This is a genomic window from Streptomyces sp. 840.1, assembly GCF_003751445.1.
Classification (GTDB): domain Bacteria; phylum Actinomycetota; class Actinomycetes; order Streptomycetales; family Streptomycetaceae; genus Streptomyces.
Genome location: NZ_RJUU01000001.1, coordinates 568,241 through 585,346, shown reverse-complemented (window position 1 = coordinate 585,346; position 17,106 = coordinate 568,241). Strand labels below are relative to the sequence as shown.

Annotated in this window: 13 protein-coding genes; 12 read left to right on the top strand and 1 reads right to left on the bottom strand. The window is 74.1% G+C overall.

The features are described from left to right. The first annotated feature begins 103 nt into the window (after positions 1 to 103). On the top strand, positions 104 to 949 hold the full coding sequence (locus EDD93_RS02525; protein WP_123523607.1) for a hypothetical protein: 846 nt from the start codon (positions 104 to 106) through the stop codon (positions 947 to 949). Positions 950 to 963: 14 nt separating this feature from the next. Here the strand turns inward: EDD93_RS02525 and EDD93_RS02520 are convergent, their stop codons facing one another. Beyond that, positions 964 to 1,149 carry a DUF6104 family protein gene (locus tag EDD93_RS02520; protein WP_064729792.1) on the bottom strand — a complete coding sequence of 62 codons (186 nt, stop codon included), beginning with the start codon at positions 1,147 to 1,149 and terminating at the stop codon, positions 964 to 966. A 499-nt stretch (positions 1,150 to 1,648) separates the two neighbouring features. Here EDD93_RS02520 and EDD93_RS02515 point away from each other — a divergent pair, with 499 nt between their 5' ends. The 11 genes from EDD93_RS02515 (at position 1,649) to EDD93_RS02465 (ending at position 17,104) form a co-directional block, all read left to right on the top strand. Beyond that, the gene (locus tag EDD93_RS02515) at positions 1,649 to 1,888 is read left to right on the top strand and encodes a hypothetical protein (RefSeq protein ID WP_123523606.1); all 240 of its coding nucleotides are present in this window, start codon (positions 1,649 to 1,651) and stop codon (positions 1,886 to 1,888) included. Between the two features lie 193 nt (positions 1,889 to 2,081). Next, positions 2,082 to 2,660, top strand: a complete 579-nt coding sequence (locus tag EDD93_RS02510; protein ID WP_123523605.1) for a CU044_2847 family protein — start codon at positions 2,082 to 2,084, stop codon at positions 2,658 to 2,660. Between the two features lie 56 nt (positions 2,661 to 2,716). After that, positions 2,717 to 4,726, top strand: a complete 2,010-nt coding sequence (locus EDD93_RS02505) for a trypsin-like peptidase domain-containing protein (RefSeq protein WP_123523604.1) — start codon at positions 2,717 to 2,719, stop codon at positions 4,724 to 4,726. Positions 4,727 to 4,873: 147 nt separating this feature from the next. After that, complete coding sequence (locus tag EDD93_RS02500; RefSeq protein ID WP_123523603.1) at positions 4,874 to 5,896, top strand: MoxR family ATPase; 1,023 nt, start codon at positions 4,874 to 4,876, stop codon at positions 5,894 to 5,896. A gap of 7 nt (positions 5,897 to 5,903) precedes the next feature. After that, positions 5,904 to 9,359 carry an SAV_2336 N-terminal domain-related protein gene (locus EDD93_RS02495; RefSeq protein WP_123523602.1) on the top strand — a complete coding sequence of 1,152 codons (3,456 nt, stop codon included), beginning with the start codon at positions 5,904 to 5,906 and terminating at the stop codon, positions 9,357 to 9,359. 185 nt (positions 9,360 to 9,544) lie between these two features. Further along, positions 9,545 to 9,760 (top strand): FxSxx-COOH cyclophane-containing RiPP peptide, encoded by a 216-nt coding sequence (gene fxsA, locus EDD93_RS02490; RefSeq protein WP_123523601.1) that lies wholly within the window; start codon positions 9,545 to 9,547, stop codon positions 9,758 to 9,760. A 186-nt stretch (positions 9,761 to 9,946) separates the two neighbouring features. Beyond that, a complete protein-coding gene (locus tag EDD93_RS02485) occupies positions 9,947 to 11,209 on the top strand; it encodes an FxsB family cyclophane-forming radical SAM/SPASM peptide maturase (RefSeq protein WP_123523600.1) in 1,263 nt (420 codons plus the stop codon). Beyond that, entirely contained in the window at positions 11,206 to 12,597 is a 1,392-nt protein-coding gene (locus EDD93_RS02480; RefSeq protein ID WP_123523599.1) for an aKG-HExxH-type peptide beta-hydroxylase, read from the top strand. Before EDD93_RS02485 ends, EDD93_RS02480 begins: the two co-directional genes overlap by 4 nt. 80 nt (positions 12,598 to 12,677) lie before the next feature. After that, positions 12,678 to 15,671 (top strand): FxSxx-COOH system tetratricopeptide repeat protein, encoded by a 2,994-nt coding sequence (gene fxsT / locus EDD93_RS02475; RefSeq protein WP_123523598.1) that lies wholly within the window; start codon positions 12,678 to 12,680, stop codon positions 15,669 to 15,671. Between the two features lie 84 nt (positions 15,672 to 15,755). Next, a complete protein-coding gene (locus tag EDD93_RS02470) occupies positions 15,756 to 16,169 on the top strand; it encodes a CU044_2847 family protein (RefSeq protein ID WP_260255594.1) in 414 nt (137 codons plus the stop codon). Beyond that, complete coding sequence (locus EDD93_RS02465) at positions 16,166 to 17,104, top strand: AAA family ATPase (RefSeq protein ID WP_123523596.1); 939 nt, start codon at positions 16,166 to 16,168, stop codon at positions 17,102 to 17,104. Before EDD93_RS02470 ends, EDD93_RS02465 begins: the two co-directional genes overlap by 4 nt. Positions 17,105 to 17,106: the final 2 nt, after the last annotated feature.

The following is a 17,106-nucleotide window of genomic DNA, read 5'->3' as shown; positions in this document are numbered from 1 at the left end:
GGGGGAAGTCAAGGCCGGTCGGGGCGGACGCCGAAGTGAGGTCGATAGCCCAAATCGCCCCAAAGGGTAATGAATCCCGCTGAACTGTCCTACGGTGTGACGCATGGACGCGACATCACCCGTGGGTGCACTGCTGCTGTGCCGGGCCGAACCCGATGCCGTACGGCCGGTCGCCCACCTGCTGCGCGAACGGATGCTGCTCGCGCCCGCCGGAGAGGGGTGGAGCGTCCTCGTGCCCGAGGGAACGCCCTGGCAGGACCGGCGCGAACGGGGCGCGGGGGAGCCGGCCGAACCCGTCGAGCGGGTGCTGGGAGGCTGGGCCACCGCACTCGCGGTCGGCTCCACCTGGCCGGTCCTCGCGCTCTGGTGGGACGGCGACCGGGCCGGCTGCACCCTGGCCGCGGGCTTCCGCCGGCCGGTCGGCTACGTCTGGCTCGCGGACGGGACCCCGGTGGGCGAGGACGAGGCGATGCGTACGTTCGCCGAGCGGCTCGGCCTCGATCCCGTACCGGACGTCCAGGCGCTCGAAGCCCTCACCCGCCCCGACCCGGAGGCGGACGCCCGCACCCGGCTGCGCGGGCTGCTCGCCGTCCTCACCCGCATCGGGCTGACGCTCCCGGCCGGGCTCGACCCCGGTGAACCCGCCGCCGCACTGACCGCCGGAGCCGGTGCCCGGCCCGAGGCCGAGCTGATCACGTGGGCCGGCTGGCGCGACGCGGTGAGGGTCGAGCTCGACGCGGTCGAGAACGGCCGCATGGGCCCCTGGATGCGCGGGCCCCGGGCCCGCGCCCTGGCCGGCGCCCAGCTGGCAGCCGGACTCCCGCTCGCCCTCTGGGGAGCCGGCCGGCGCAGCGGCGGCTGGGTCTTCGCCGGGGCGTTGCTGATGGTGCACGGTGCGCTCGGTCTCGCGTACGACCGGATCAGGGACGGCGGGCCGGACGGGCCCTGAACATCCTGCGCTGATCAGTCCTCGTCTTCGTCCTCGTCGTCCAGCCGGGCCAGCCAGGTGGCGAGGCGCTCGACCGGCACCTCGAAGTCGGGGTTCAGGTCGACGAACGTACGAAGCTGCTCGGCGAGCCACTCGAAGGTGACCTCTTCCTCGCCTCGCCGCTTCTCCAGCTCCTCGATACCGCGGTCGGTGAAGTACATGGCGCAAGTTTAGTGAAGCGCGTTGGCCCCGCACGCCGCAGGTCCTCGTGAAGCTCGCCATGCGCCATGGCCCGAGAGGCCTGGTGGAGGACGCCACCGTACGCATCCATCGCCCGGCGTCCGGCTACGGCCTGACAGGCCGGGCGGGGAACGTGCGGGGAGGGGAGCCGATGCCGAACGGTGCCGGTGCTGTGCCGCCCCGATGACCATCGCTTCGCACGGCCGGGGCGGGATCGGGTGGCCGACGCCGTCCGTGGGGCATTCCGCCGACGGCCGAGGCGCACTGCCATGGGGGAGGCGCCGATTTCAGAGCCGGTCGGCGCGACCGGCCCGACGGCATTGTCTTGTACTACGACGACCCCTCCGGGCCCCTGCCCGGAGTCGTGGAGTGACGGACGAGTGATGCCGAGAGGAGGCGTACGAAACGGCTGCGGCCCCCTGCTGTGAACAGGAGGCCGCGTGCCTTGCCCAGTAGCTCCACCGATCAAAGGAGAGAACCATGGGTTGCGCATTCGAGCCTACGGGCGATTCGGAAGGCACGTCGGCCCTCCCCTCGCGGCGCCAGGCGTCGCGCGGCGCCCTGCCAGCGGTGCCGTCCGCCGGGGGAGACGTCCCGGCGGGGCGGCGCCGTGATCTGCGGTCCCTCGCGCTCACCGCCGGTCATGGACTGGTCTACGGCCTGGCGTCCGCAGTCGGCGGGGCCGTCGTCACCGGCCTCATCTGGTGGAACCAGGGGTGATCTGCCGGGCCCGCCGCTTCCATGAGCGGCGGGCCCTTTCCCCGCCGGCCGGCCGGCCCGCACGCAAGAGGACGCTCCCGGCCGTGCGGACCGGCCGAGAACCGGGCCGCCGAGCATCTGCGTCATGTCCAACTACCTCGCATCGGCCGACTACGGCCGTTAACCTGCGGGTAGTTGGGGAGCGGGGGGTGTCATGAGCGACAGTGTGGCCCGTATTACGCGCATTGAGATGCCGGACGGCACGCCGGTCTGGGCCCGGATCTCGGGAGCCGAGGAGCTGGACGGTCCGGCGCCCGGGTCCGGTCCGACGTACACGGACACCGGGTTCGGCGACATCGCGGACCAGGTGCAGGCCCGGGTCGAGAGCCTGCAAGGTGTGGTGACCAGCGTCGCGCGCTCGCTCGCCGTGCCGCTGCGCGCCGTGCGGCCGGACGAGGTGAGTGTCGAGTTCGGGATCGAGCTCACCGCCAAGTCGGGCCGGATCGTCGGGCTCCTCGCGGACGGCGAGGCCAAGGGGGCCATCAAGGTCACGCTCACCTGGAACGGCGGCGGGCCGCCCGTCGACCCACCCCCGCCCGCGCCCGCCCCCGTACCCGCGCAGGCCCCCGGGCCGGCCGGGACGCCGGGGTACGTGCCGCCGGTTCCGTTCGCGCCCCCGGGGGCGCCGCCGGTCGCACCGGCGCCCGCGCCCCCCGGCCCGCCCGCCGGTGCGTCCCCCGGCGCCCCGGCGCATCCGGACGGGGCGGGCGACACCACCGGCGGCGGGGCATGAGCTCCGAGGGCGACGGGGGCGCAGAGGGGGGCCCGGGGCAGTCGGAGACTGCTCTCATGGGCCTCGTGCATGACGCGACCGTGCGCATCCATCGACCCGGGGCCGGGTATGCCCATGACGGACCCGGCGGGGAGTTCCTGGGGAGCGGTTTCTTCATCGCGCCGAGCTGGATCCTCACGTGTGCGCACGTGGCGATGCGGGGGGAGGGGGGCGTGGTGAACGTGTGGTTCAAGGAGGACCGCTACAGCACCGAACTGAGCGAGGTGCCGGGCAAGGTCGTCGTCGCCATGCCCGGCGCCCGCCCGCAGGGCCTCACCGGCTGGCCGGCCCCCGATCTCGCGCTCATCAAGCTCCAGCGGCCCGTCGAGCACACCTGCGTGTACGTCACCGAGCGCTCGGAGGCGATGCTCCGCAGCCGGGAGATCCACTGCGTGGGCTGGGCGCCCTCGCAGGGCGGCGGGCTGCTGAAGCGCAGCGGCGTCTGCGTGGTGAAGGGGGCCTACGGCGCGTCGGACGACGCCGAACAGGTCGTCCGGCTCGACGGCGACTGGCTGGAGCCGGGCATGTCCGGCGGGCCCGTGGTCGATCTCGCCCGGGGCGAGGTGGTCGGGGTGATCAAGTCGCGGCTCGACAACCACCAGGGCGGAACGGCCGTGGGGATCGAGCGGCTGCGCACCCTGAAGGTGCCGTCCGCGCCCGTGGAGACCGAGGCCGACGACACCTACCAGTCCGTCTTCCACGCCCACGACCGCTACCACGCGGACCGGCACAACAGCCCGGCCAGCACCGAGCGGACCTGGGCCGACGTGCAGAGCGAGCTGGCGTCCCCGCCCGGCGGCGTGCTCGGCCCCAAACGGCGGGCCGACCTGCTCGGGCGGCTCGCAGAGTTCCCGCCCCCGGTCAGCACCCGCGGCCTGCTCCTCATCCTGGACGCGCTGCCCGGCGTCCACTCCCGTGACCACCGCCCGGCCCCGCGCGGCTGGCGGGACGGGCTGGGCGCCCTGTACGACACCCGCGCCCGCGACCGGGACGCCCCGCTCGAACTGGTCCTGCGCTACTGCATGGGCGTCCTCGCCGCCGACCGGCCCTTCGACGTGCCCTCCACCAGGACAGCGGCCAAGTCGCTGTGGGAATGGGTGAAGCGGATCGCGGAGGAGGAGCTCTCCCGGGACTTCCGCCGGCAGCTCGCCATGGAGTGGGCGGCCGTCCGGCTCCGCCTGGAGGAGAACCGCCGCCAGGCCGGCGTCCGGACGGGCGGTCCCGTCCGCCACGGCGAACGCCCCTGCGTCCTGCTGGCGCTGGAACCCCAGGGCTGGGCCCGGGACCGCTACGACTGGCGGATCGGCGTCGTCCGCCACACCGGGGAGATGCTGCCCGTCGACGAGGACAGCCAGGGCGCCGTGCTCGACCCGCTGCCGGGCCGGCTCGCGGCCGCGCTGACCGAGGCCTTCCGGCAGTGCGACGAGCCGGGCAGTCCCGCCCTGCTGCAGGTCGCCGTCACCCCCGCGCTGTTCGGCCTGGAGGTCGACCGCTGGGAGCTCCCCCCGGACGGCCTGCCGCTCGGCGTCCTGCGCCCGGTGGTCCTTCGCAGCGCCGTACACGGGCCGGCCGAGGAGCGCCTGGCGCGCTGGAAGCTCACTCCGGGCGCCGCGACACGGGCCGAAGTCGTCGACTGCGAGAACGAATTGCGGGTACGCGTACCGGAGGTCGCGCAGCTGCGCACTCTGGCCCACGACAGCGTGCCGGTGCTCTGCCGTTACGGCAGCCGGCCGGACCCGGAGATCACGGCCGGGGCGGTCCGGGTGCTGGAGACCGGCTTCGGAGTGGCCCTGCTGCAACGGCGGCCGACGGAGACCGACACGGTCTGCCGGGAGTTCCACCGACGGGTCGCCGAGGCCGTGTCCGACGCCCGGTCCCGTGACGGACTGCCTCTGAAAATACTGGAGTTGAGAAAAGCAGTGAGTGCGGAACGCACCGAGACGTACTGGTCCGACGGAATCACCCTGTTCTATGACGATCCGCACCATCCGCTGCCCGGTTCGGACGAACTCCTGGAGGCGCCGTGACCGGACGCGCCGTACATCACCCGAAGGACCGCGCCGATCCCCTTACGGGGGGTGCGCCTGATCGCTACGGTAAGGCACGTTCGACGGCTGCCGTCCCCGGCGGACCAGCTGCCGTGCCCGGCGGACGAGTGACACAAGGACCACGCCATGAGTGAACCGAGTGAGTGGCTCATCTACCGAGGAATCGGTGAACCGCACGACGGTTTACCGCAGTTGCCGCCCCCGCCGCCCTGGCGCGACTTCTCCGGCGGCCGGGGAACCCCGGCGGACGGGAACGACTCGGCCGACCGCCGCCTCGGCATCCCCGGACGCATCGCGGAGGAGCACCGGCCGGGCGCCGAGGAACTCGAGATGATCAACGCCGCGCTGTATCTGCGGCGGCCGCTGCTCGTCACCGGGGACCCGGGGGCCGGAAAGAGCACCCTGGCCCACTCCGTCGCCCGCGAACTCGAATTCGGCAAGGTGCTGCGCTGGCCCATCGTCAGCCGCTCCACCCTCCTGGACGGCCTCTACCACTACGACGCGATCGCCCGGCTGCAGGACGTCCAGATCGCCTCGCACGCGGCCGCGGACGGCGTCGTCGGATCCGACTCGGCCCAGAACGTGGGCAGTTACATCCGGCTCGGCCCCCTCGGCACCGCCCTGCTGCCCTCGGACCGGCCCCGGGTGCTGCTCATCGACGAGCTCGACAAGAGCGATATCGACCTGCCGAACGACCTGCTCAACGTGCTGGAGGAGGGCGAGTTCGCCATCCCCGAGCTGGAGCGGATCGTGGACCGGCTGCCCGACGGCGAGGCGGACGTGCTGGACCACGACGGCAACAAGGTACGGATCAAGGGCGGCCGGGTGCAGTGCCGGGCGTTCCCCTTCGTCGTCCTCACCAGCAACGGCGAGCGGGACTTCCCGGCCCCCCTGATGCGCCGCTGTATCCACCTGGAGCTCGACCGCCCCGACCACAAGCGCCTCGCCTCCTTCGTCAAGGCCCATCTGGGCGAGGAGGCGGCCCGCTCCAGCGAGGACCTCATCACCCGCTTCCTGGAACGGTCGCGCAGTGAACTCCTCGCCACGGACCAGCTGTTGAACGCCATCTATCTCACCCACGCCGCTGCGCCGGCCGGCCGCGACCGGCTGGCCGAACTGCTCATCCAGCGGCTCGACCGGCCGAGGTGAGGTACTGATGCCCGGGGCGGACGACGCCGGCGCGCGGCCCGGTGCGGCCGGCGCCTCGGAGCCGTACGACGCGGAGCCGCTGCAGGAGCTGGTGGTCCGGCTGCGCGGGGCCGGGCTCGACCCCGATGCCGAGCAGCTCTGTGACGCCCTCTGGCTGGCCCGGCTGACCGGCCGGCCCGGCGGCGGGGAGGAGCAGGACGCGGACGAGTCGGGGGCCCCGGTCGCGGACGTCCGGAGCCACCCGGAGCAGGACGGTCCGGGGGTCCGGGACCGGCCGGGCGCGAAGAGCGGCCGCGCCTCGGGCACCGGCCGGCCCGGCGAGTACCGCGAGCCGGCCGACCCGCCGGCCCGGGACGGGCGCATCGCCCTGTACCCGGTCCCGGGCACCTCGGCCTCGGGATACGGGGACGGGGACGGGGACGGGGGCATTCTCCCGGCGGACCGGCGGTTCGCCGCGCCGGGCCGCGCCGCCGAGCTCCCGCTCGGCGTTCCGGCCGCCCCCGTCCTGCCCGCACCCCTGGAACTCACCCGCGCACTGCGCCCGTTGCAGCGCTACCGGCCGGTCTCCGCCCCGCTGCGCCGCACCCTGGACGAGACGGCGACCGCCGACCTCAGCGCCCGTGCGGGCGGCATGGTCATGCCGGTGTTCCGCGGCGTCGGCCGGGGGGACGCGATCCTCCAGTGCGTCATGGACGCCTCGTCGTCGATGCTGGTGTGGGACCGGATGTTCGCGGAACTGCAGCAGATCTTCGGTCAGCTGGGCGCCTTCCGGGATGTGCAGGTGCGCTATCTGCACCAGGGCCCGGACGGCGGCTGCACGGTCAGCCGCAGCTCCGACCCCGCCAACGCCCCGCTGCACTCCGCCGACCGGCTCAGCGATCCGACCGGACGCCGGGTCACCGTGATGATCAGCGACTGCGCCGGACCGCTCTGGCGCAGCGGACGCGCCCACCGGCTGCTGCACCAGCTCGCCCGGCAGGCCCCGGTCGCCGTGCTCCAGCCACTGCCGCAGCGCATGTGGAACCGCACCCGGCTGCCGGTCACCTTCGGTTCGCTCTCCCGCGGGGACGGGCTCGCGGGAGCCACCCTGCTGAAGGTCACCGAGGACGCCGGAACCGGCACCGCCGTCCACCCCGGCGCCCTGGCCGTCCCGGTCCTCCCGCCGGTGCCGGGCGCGCTGGCGGCCTGGGCCAGGCTGCTCTCCGGCACCGGCGCGGCCCGGATCTCCGGAGCGGTCGGCTGGGTGCGGGCCGACCAGCCGGCGGCGGCCGTCCAGCGCTCCGGCTCCACCCTGTCCTCGCTCCAGCTGGTCAGCCGCTTCCGTTCGGCAGCCTCGCCCGCCGCCGGGCAGCTGGCCGTCTACCTCGCGGCCGCGCCCCTCTACCTCCCGGTGATGCAGCTCGTGCAGCGCACCATGCTGCCCCAGTCGGGCCCGTCCGAACTGGCCGAGGTGCTGCTCAGCGGCCTGCTCCTGCGCGTCGACGGCACCGGCGGCCGGTACGGCCAGTGGTACGCGTTCGCACCCGGCGTCCAGGAGGCGCTGCTCGGCCCGCTGGGCCGGGACGAGGCACTGCTCGTGCTCAAGCACTGTTCGCAGTACATCGAGACGCGGTTCGGCAAGGGCGGGCCCAACTTCCCGGCCCTCGCCTTCGCCCAGCTCGGGGACGCGACGGCGGGTCCCTTCCCCCTCGGCGCCCGAGACGCCGACGGGGCCGCCGTGCGCCCGGCGGCCGAGGAGAGCGACGACCAGGAAGAGAGCGAGGACAGCGAGGAGAACGAGGCGGACGAGGCGCCCGGGAGGAGCGACGGCCCCCGCGTGCCCCACGCCTTTGCCGAGGTCGCAGCCCGCGTACTGGAGCGATTCATGCCTGTGCCCAACAGATTCGTGATCCCGCCGAAGCTCCCCGCCCCCGGCGCAACCTCGGCCGTGGAGCGGGCCCGCGAACTGATGCGGCAGTTCGAGGCCGACAAGATGGTGCAGCGCCTGATCGACGCGGTCCAGCTGCTGCGGGGCGCCGCCGAGAACGGCCCGCGCCCGTCCGCGGACCCCGAACTCTGGGCGCAGTACGCGCGCTGCGTCCTGCGTCTGTGGGAGGTGCAGGGCGGCGCCGAGCTGCTCCGCGAGGCCGAGCGCGCCGCCGGGCGCGCCGCCTCGGCCCCCGGCGCCGTACGCGAACGGGCGGTGCTGGCCAAGGTGCTGCACGCCGCGGCCGACGACCGGCGGCGGCGCGGCGACCGGCGCGGCGCCCTGGAGCTCCTGCGCCGCGCCGACCGCGAGTACACCGCCGCCTGCGCGGCCCCCGGCCTCCCGCCGGCCGAGGCGCTGGCGCTCACCCTGGAGCGGGTGCGGGCCCTGGAGGCGCAGTGGCGGCTCGACGGCGACAGCGCCCTGCTGCAGAGCGCCTGCGGGATGCTGGAGGCCTTCGCGGACTCCTGGCCCGACCAGGAGAACCGGCCGGCCGCACTCCCGCTCCAGCACGGCCGGACGCTGCTGAAACTGGCCGGCGCCACCGAGGACACCGAACGGTCCAGGGAGTTCGCCCGGCAGGCCGCCCGTTCGCTGCGCACGGCCTTCGCCCAGGGCGGCCGGCACACCATGGGCACCGAGGTCCGCATCGTGCTGGACCTGGTGGACGCGCTGCTGGCCTCCGGCGAGGAACCGGAGGAGGCCGCGACCCTGACCGGCCAGGCCCTGGAGACCGTACGGGAGCAGCGCCAGCGCGCCCAGCTGCAGACCAGGGCCGGACGGGTCCGGGTCGCCCGCTACGAGCACACCGGCGACCCCGACGAACTCGTGGCGGCCGCCGACTGGTTCGCCCGCGCGGCCCGCGGCATCCCCCGCGACTCCCGCGCCCACACCGACCTGCTGGCCGAATGGGGCGGCACCCTGCTGCGCCGCGCCGAACTCCCGGACGGCGGGGCGCACATCGGGGCCGCGGTGCGGGTGCTGCGCGACTGCCGCACCGAGACGCCGGCCGGCGGCGCGGACCAGTCGGAGCGGCTGCTGATGCTCGGCCGGGCCCTGATGCTGCGGCACCGGGCGACCGCGGACCGGGTCGACCTGCGGGAGGCCGAGTACCTCTTCGGCCTGGCCGCGCAGGAGGCCGCGGCCCCGCTGACCGCGGCGCGCTGCTGGCTGGCGCTGGGCAGGGCGCTCCTGGAGGCCGCCGACGTACTGGTCAGGCCGAGCCGGCGCGACGAGGCGGCGGAGGCCTTCCGCTCGGCCGCGGCCTCCGCCGCGACGGCCGAAGCGGAGCTGGAGAGTCCGCAACAGCTGCGGGAGTCCGTGGAGTTGGGTGCTACAGCCAACCACTGGCGGGGTATGACGTATGAGAGAGCGGGGCGCCCCCGGGCCGCGCGAGAGGCGTACCGGGCGGCCCGCCTGGAGTGGCGCAAGCTGCCGGACGGCGGCGGCGCGGCGGGCGACCGTACCGCCGAGCGGCTGGCCGAGCTGGAGCGCTGAGTGCTCAACGACGAGCACCCGGCACAGCCGTGCGCCCGGACCGGATACGGGCACGGCCGGCGCGCGACCGGCGCCGGCCGGGGCGCGGGCAGAGGGACGAAGCGGGTCAGGGACGCGGGACCGGCGGTGCGCGCTCAACGGCGAGCGCGGCGCGGGCGGCCCGCTGCTGAGTACGGGGAGGCGTGATGGACGAGTCGACACGTGATGACGGGGCGGATGTGCCCGCGGGCACGGGCGGCGGTGGGCCCGCAGCCGGGGGCGCGCTGCCGGATCTGCTGGGTCTCGATCTGGAGACCCTGCGGACCCTGAGCCACCCGGTGCTGTCGGAGGTGGTCGCGGACCTGCGCGGCCGGGCCGAACAGCCCCGGGAGATGCTCTGGGGGTTCAACAACGCCTTCTGAGCCGGGCGGCCCCGCCGCGCCCCGCCCCGGACCCGCACGGTTTCGGCCCGGGGCGCGGCCGATCAGGACATCATCGACCGGGACGGGTCTGCCCGCGCCGGCGCCGGGGATACTCACCCCGGGCCGGTGCCGGTGACCGTCCCGGCAGACGACCAGCACGGGGGTGCCGGAGTGGCCCGACGGGCGATGCCACAGGGGGAGCGGCGGTACGCGGACGGGAGCGGCGGGCCGTTCCCCGGAGCCGGGCCGCGCCCGGAACCGGCCGACGGCCGCGCGGGCCCGCCCGCACCCGTACCGTTCGGGCAGTTCATCGTGAAGGTGCACGGCCGCTGCAACCTCGCCTGCCGCTACTGCTACCTGTACGAGGGCCCGGACCGCACCTGGCGGGACCGGCCGGCCGCCGCCGCGCCCGCCGTCCTGGAGCGCACCGCGGACCGGATCGCGGAACACGCGGCCGCCCACCGGCTGCTCCACGTCGCCCTGGTGCTGCACGGCGGCGAACCCCTGCTCGCCGGCCCGGACCGGCTGGCCGCACTCGCCGACCGGGTGCGCGAGCGGGTGCCGCCCGGCTGCACCGTCCACGCCACCGTGCAGACCAACGCCACGCTGCTCACCGACGCGGGCGTCACCGTGCTCGCCCGGCACGGCATCAGCATCGGCATCAGCCTGGACGGCGGACTGGCCGCCCACAACACCCAGCGCACCGACCACGCCGGGCGCCCCTCCTGGCCCGCCGCCGCACGCGGCGCCCGGCTCCTCGCCGACCGGCACCCCGGCGCGTACGCGGGCATCCTCACCGTCGTCGACCCGCGCACCGACCCCGTCGAGATGTACGAGTCGCTGCTCGCCCTGCGCCCGCCGGCCCTGGACCTGCTCCTGCCGCACGGCAACTGGACCAGCCCGCCGCCCGGACTGCCGGACCCGGCGGGCATCCCCAGGGGCCCGGGGTCGGGCCGCGCCACCCCGTACGGCGACTGGCTGTGCGCCGTCTTCGACCGCTGGTGGCCGGCGGCCCGGCGGGAGACCCGGATCCGGCTCTTCGAGGAGTGCGTCGCCCTGCTCCTCGGCCTGCCCGCCGCCACCGAATCCCTGGGGCTCGACCCCGTCAACGCCGTCGTGGTCGAGACCGACGGGTCGATCGAACAGGTCGACTCCCTCAAGTCCGCCTACGACACGGCCGCCGCCACCGGACTCGACGTGTTCCGCCACACCTTCGACGACGCCCTGCGCCACCCCGGCGTCGCCGCCCGCCAGGCCGGAGCCGGCGCGCTGGCCGCCGCCTGCCGGTCCTGCCCGCTGCTGACCGTCTGCGGCGGCGGCCACTACGCACACCGCTACCGCGCAGAGAACGGCTTCATCAACCCGTCCGTCTACTGCGCGGACCTCGAACGGCTGGTCCGCCACGTCGCGGACCGGCTCGCCGACGCAACCGCAGGAGACCCCCCATGAGCCCCGCCATACCCGATCGCGTACTGCGCGAACTCGGCCGCACCGAGGGCGACACCGACTCCCTCGGCCTGCTCGTCCGCGACCAGGACACCCGCCGCCTCGTCCTCCTGCGGGCCCTGCTCGACGCCGCGGAGGCCGCCCCCGCGACCGTGTGCCCGCCCGGAGCGCTGGACCGGCTCCGCGAGGACTGGGCGCTGCTCGAAGCGGCCGAACGCACCGACCGGGCCGCCGTGCGCACCGTGCTGTTCCACCCCATGGCCGGCCCCTGGGCGCAGCGGCTGCTGGGCGGCCTCACCGCGACCACCGCCGCGGGCCCGGAACTCCGCACCGACCTGGCCCACCTCGGCGCCCTCGCCGCAGCAGCCTCGGTCCGGGCCGGGCTGCCCTGCACCACCCGGCTCACCGCCCGCGAAGGACTGCTCTCGCTGCCCACCCTGGGGGCGGCACGGGTGGACCCGGGCCCGGTCGGACTCGGCTACGACGGAACCGAGATGACGCTCCGCCCGGCCGGCGCCCCGCCCCTGTCGGTACGGGCGCTGCCCGACGGCACCATGAGCTCGGCCGACCCACGCTGGCTGCCGGTGCTCACCCTGCCGGCCGTACTGCCGGGCACCCGCCCCGTACCGCTGGACGACCTCGACCCGTACCGCACCCGGGGCACCGGCCTGGAACGCCACGGGCTGAGCGCCGCCACCCACATCGACGACCACGAACGCAAGGCCTGGACCGAGTCCTGGTCCGGGGTCGAACCGCTGCTGCGCGTGGGCGGCGAGCACCGGCTCACCGAGGCGGCCGTCCTGCTGCGCTGCCTCGTGCCGCTCGGGCCGCCGCCGGGGTCCGGGCCGACCGGCCAGGGCGCGGCCCACTGCAGCGGCACCCGGCGCGAGGCGTTCGGCGCGGTCCTCAGCAGCAAGCCCGCCACGCCCGCCTACTTCGCCTCGACCCTCGTGCACGAACTCCAGCACACCAAGCTCGCCGCGCTCGGCTCACTCGTCAGGCTGCACCACGAGGACGCCACCCCACGCCACTTCGCACCGTGGCGCTCCGACCCCAGGCCCTTCGACGGACTGCTCCAGGGCGCCTACTCGCACCTGGCGCTGGCCGACTACTGGCAGCGGTTCGCGCTCGGCGCGCGGCGGGTCACCCACCGCGATCTGGCCTGGGCGGAACACGCGCGCTGCCGCCAACAGGTCGGCGCCGTACTGCCGGTGCTGGCCGGCTCCGCCGCGCTGACCGCCGAGGGCCGGGTGCTCGTCAACGAGATGATCACGGTCTACCACCGTCTGGAGGATTCGCCGCCACCCACGGGTCACCTGGCTCGCGCGGAGGCCTATGTGAGCACCGCCAAGGTGATATGGCAGCAGAGGAACGGATCATCCGGGAGCTGAGCGGCCAGGAGATTCCGGCCGGAGCGAGCGGCTCCGGTGTATCTTGAAAGAGCTCGCAACGAGGTCAGGGAGACGGTTGAATGCCCGGAACGCGTAAGCAAGTTGGAGCAACCGGGGCGCAGACCGTCACCCTCAGTTTCGCCGGTTTCAACCGGGCCTGGGCGGCGTGGATCGCGGACCGGCTGGAGCGGCGCGGGGTGACGGTCGTCCAGCAGCGCTGGGACCCTCCGGTCGAGGTCCCGCTGGAGGACGCCCTGCGCGACCTGATGCTCTCCCGGGGCCGGATCCTGGTCCTGCTCAGCGACTGGTACTTCCAGGTCGGACCCCGCGGCCACGAGGAGTGGAACCGCGCCCTGCGCGAGGTCGTCGCCCCCGACCCGGACCGCTTCGCCGCCGCGTCCGTCACCACCTCGGCCCTGCCCGGCGCCACCTCCGTCTTCGGCGCCGCGGACCTGACGAACGTCGGCGCGGACGAGGCCGAACGCCGGCTGCTGGTGCGGCTGGGCCTGCCCACCGACCCGCTGCCCGAGGACGCCGAGGCGCGGCCCGGCCCGCGCTACCCGGCGGACACCCCCGAGGTGTGGGGCGGCGTACCGCGCCGCAACACCCGCTTCACCGGCCGCGAGGAACTGCTCAGCAAGGCCTACACGGCCCTCCAGGACGCCGGCGCCGGTGCGGGGGTCGTCACCCTGCACGGCATGTCGGGTGTGGGCAAGACGCAGCTGGCCGCCGAGTACGTCTACCGCTTCGGCTCCGAGTACGACGTGGTGTGGTGGGTACCCGCCGACCGGCGCGCCCTCTACCGCCAGAAGCTCGCCGAACTCGCCCCGGAACTGGGCCTGTCCACCGGCGCCGAATACGGCGAACGGCTGCGCGCGGTACGCGACTCGCTGCGCCGCGGCGACCCGCACTCGCACTGGCTGCTGGTCCTGGACGGCGCGGACGAACCCGAACAGATCTGGGACCTGGTGCCCACCGGCCCCGGCCATGTCCTGATCACCTCCCGCAACCCCGAGTGGGGCGAGCACAACAGCAACCTCGTCGAGGTACCGGTCTACGCGCGCGACGAATCGATCGCCTTCATCCTGCGCCGCGCCCCCCGCCTCACCCGCCCCGAGGCCGACCAGCTCGCCGAGGCGCTGGAGGACCTCCCGCTGCTCCTCGACCAGACCGCCGGCTGGCTGAACGACTCCGACATGTCGGTCGAGGAGTACATCGAGCTGCTCGGCGGCGGCATCGACCAGGACGTCGTCAAGGTCTCCGCCGACTTCCCGCTGGCCTTCCAGACCGCCTGGTCGATACTGCTGAACAAGCTCCGGGACACCGTCCCCGAGTCCGTCGACCTGCTGCGCCTGTGCAGCTTCTTCGCCCCCGGCTCCATCCCCGTACGGCTGCTCAAGGAAATGCCGCCGGGCGAACTGCCCGAGCAGCTGTCCGGCCTGATGAACGACCCGCTGCTGTGGAACAAGGCGATCAGCCAGCTGCGCCAGTACTCCGTGGTCCGCCTGGAGTCCCACGAGTCGGTCATCGACGAGACGTCGTCCGGCGAGTCCGTCTACCTGCACCGGATGGTCCACCAGATCGTCCGCAAGGACATGCCGGAGCGCGACCGCGAGGAATTCATCGACGTGGTCCGCCGCGCCCTCGCCTCCGCAGACCCGGGCCGCCCCACCGACACCCGGCTGTGGCCCGCGTACGCCGAGATCGCCCCGCACCTGAAGTGGGCCGACGTGCTGCGCAGCACCGACCCCGCGGTGCACTCGCTGGTGCTCAATTGCCTGCGCTACATGTACCTCTCCGGCGAGTACCGGGCCGGCATCAAGCTCGGCTCCCGCGCCATGAAGGCCTGGGGCGAGCTGCTGGGCGAGAACCACCCCCGCGTCTGGGACCTCAGCTACAACTACGCCAACCTGCTGCGCGCGGTCGGTGACTACGCCGGGACCGAGGTCATCGAACGGGCCGCCGTCGACCACCTGCGCGCCGAGCGGGGCGCCGACGACCTGGAACACCTGCGCGCGGCCGGCGGTCTCGCGGCCGACCTGCGCGGCCTCGGGCAGTACGACGAGGCGCACGAGATGTCCGGCTGGATCCTGGCCTCGTACCGCGAACTGCTGGGCGACCAGGACTCGCGCACGCTCAGCGCGCAGAACAACCTCGGTACGTCCCTGCGCCTGCTCGGACGGTACGAGGAGTCGCTTGAACTCAACCGGCGCACCCTGGAATCGCGCCGCCAGCTGCTGCGCCCGCGCCACAGCTGGACCCTCTACTCCGAGATCCACTACGCCACCGACCTCCGGCTGCTCGGGCGCTACACCGAGGCGGAGTCGATCCAGAGCCAGAGCGTCCGCGTGCACCGGCTCGTGATGGGCCAGGACAACCCGCAGACCCTGACCGCCGAGCACAACCTCGCGCTCTGCCAGTACCGCTCGGGCGAGCGGAACAAGGCGGCGGCGCTGTTCAGCCGGGTGCTGGAGCGGGGTGAGCGGGTGCTCGGTGAGGCCGCCCCGCTCACCATGATGTTCGCGGCCAGCCAGAGCTTCTTCGCCCGCGAACACGCCGACATCGACCAGGCCCGCGCCATAAGCGAGAAGGTCGTCGAGGGCTACGTGGACATGCTGGGCGACCAGCACCCCTACGTGGCGGGCACCCGCGCCAACCACGCCCTGATCCTGCGCAGCGTCGGGGAGCGGGACCAGGCGTACCACCTCCTGGAGGAGGCGCTCGTGGACATGGGCCGGGCGGTGGGCGAGAACCACCCCTGGACTCTGGGCTGCGCGGTCAACGCCGCCGCTCTCCGCAATCTCGTCGGCGACCCCGAGTCCGCAACGGCGCTGACGGACTCGGTCATCGCCCGTGCCACCGAGGTGCTCGGCAGGACCCACCCGCTGACCCTGACCGCCCGGATCGCCCACGCGGCCGATCTGCGCGCACTGCGCGAGCGGCAGCGGGCGGAGAAGGTCGAGTCGGAGGCGCTCGACGATCTGGTGACCACCCTGGGCGCGCAGCACGTCCATACCATCTCGGCGCGCTCCCGCAACCGGCCGTTCTGGGACTTCGAACCGCAGATCATCTGATCAGCCTGCCGGAAACCCCGGCGGTAGGTGAGAACGCGTCAGTAACCTTGCTGGACAGGTCGGTTGGTGATTCAGGGGGCGCGTATGGCTGTCGTTGTGGGCTCGGTGGCACCGGGGGAGGACGGCCCGATACCTGTCGTGGTGGACGCCGAGGCGTACACCGCGACCGGGGCGGCCGCCACTGACGTGGACTCCCTGTACGGCAGCGAGGAGACCCGGGACGCCGCGGCGGCGGCCAGGCGCGCGGTGGGGGCGGCCGGCGATCTGTACGGGGACGGCCTCGACCTCGCCCGCCGGTGCGCCTCCCAGGCCATGCGCAGGCTCGGTGACCTGGGGCAGGGGCTGCGGCCCGACGAGATCGAGCTCCAGGTCGGCATCACCTTCGAGGCCGGGATGGCCGCCGTGGTGAAGACCGGTGCGCAGGCGCAGATCCAGGTCACCTTCCGCTGGCAGCCGGGACGCGAGGAGCGCGCCACGGCCACGGTGACGCCTTCATGAGTGAGCCGGCGCGGGCGGTCCCGATCCTGCCGTACAGCCGAATCGTCGGGCAGGACGAGCTCAAGCTCGCGCTGGAGCTGAACTTCGTCGCCCCGGGAATCGGCGGCGTCCTCATCGCGGGACAGCGCGGCACGGCCAAGTCCACCGTCGTCCGCGCCTTCGCGCTGATGACCGGCGGCCGGCTGCCCGTCACCCTGCCGATCAACGCGACCGACGACCGGGTGCTCGGCGGCTGGGAACTGGACGCGCTGATGCGGGGCGAGGCCAGGAGGCAGGCCGGACTGCTCGAAGAGGCACACGTCAAAGGGCTGTTGTACATCGACGAGGTCAACCTCCTGGACGACCACATCGTCAACATCATCCTGGACGTCGTCTCCACGGGGGTGCTGTCCGTCCAGCGCGAGGGCATCGACACCGAGACCCATGTCTCCTTCGGGCTCGTCGGCACCATGAACCCGGAGGAGGGCAGCCTGCGCGCCCAGTTGCTCGACCGCTTCGGGCTGATGGTCACGGCGGCCGAGCTCGACATCGAGCAGCGGCACCGGATGATCACCACCGTGCTCACTTTCGAGGAAGAGCTCGAAACCGACGGCTCGGCCTGGCTGCTGGCCGCGCACGAGGAGAACGGGCGCCTGCGCGAACAGCTGCTGGCCGCCCGCGACCGGCTCACCGAGGTCCGCCTGGACGACGACATCAGCAGGCTCTGCGCCGAGGCGGCCGCCCGGTCCGGCGCCGTCGGGCAACGCGGCGACCTCCTGGTGGCCAAAGCCGCCCGCGCGCTGGCGGCCCTGGAGGGCGCGGGGCGGGTCGAGCCCCGGCACGTGCACCGGGTGCTGCCGCTCGCGCTGCGCCACCGCAGGCCCGAATCCGCCCACGGAGCGGAGTTCGCCTGGGGGCCCGACGAGTACGGCGCCCTCGCCGGTCTGTTCGGCTGACC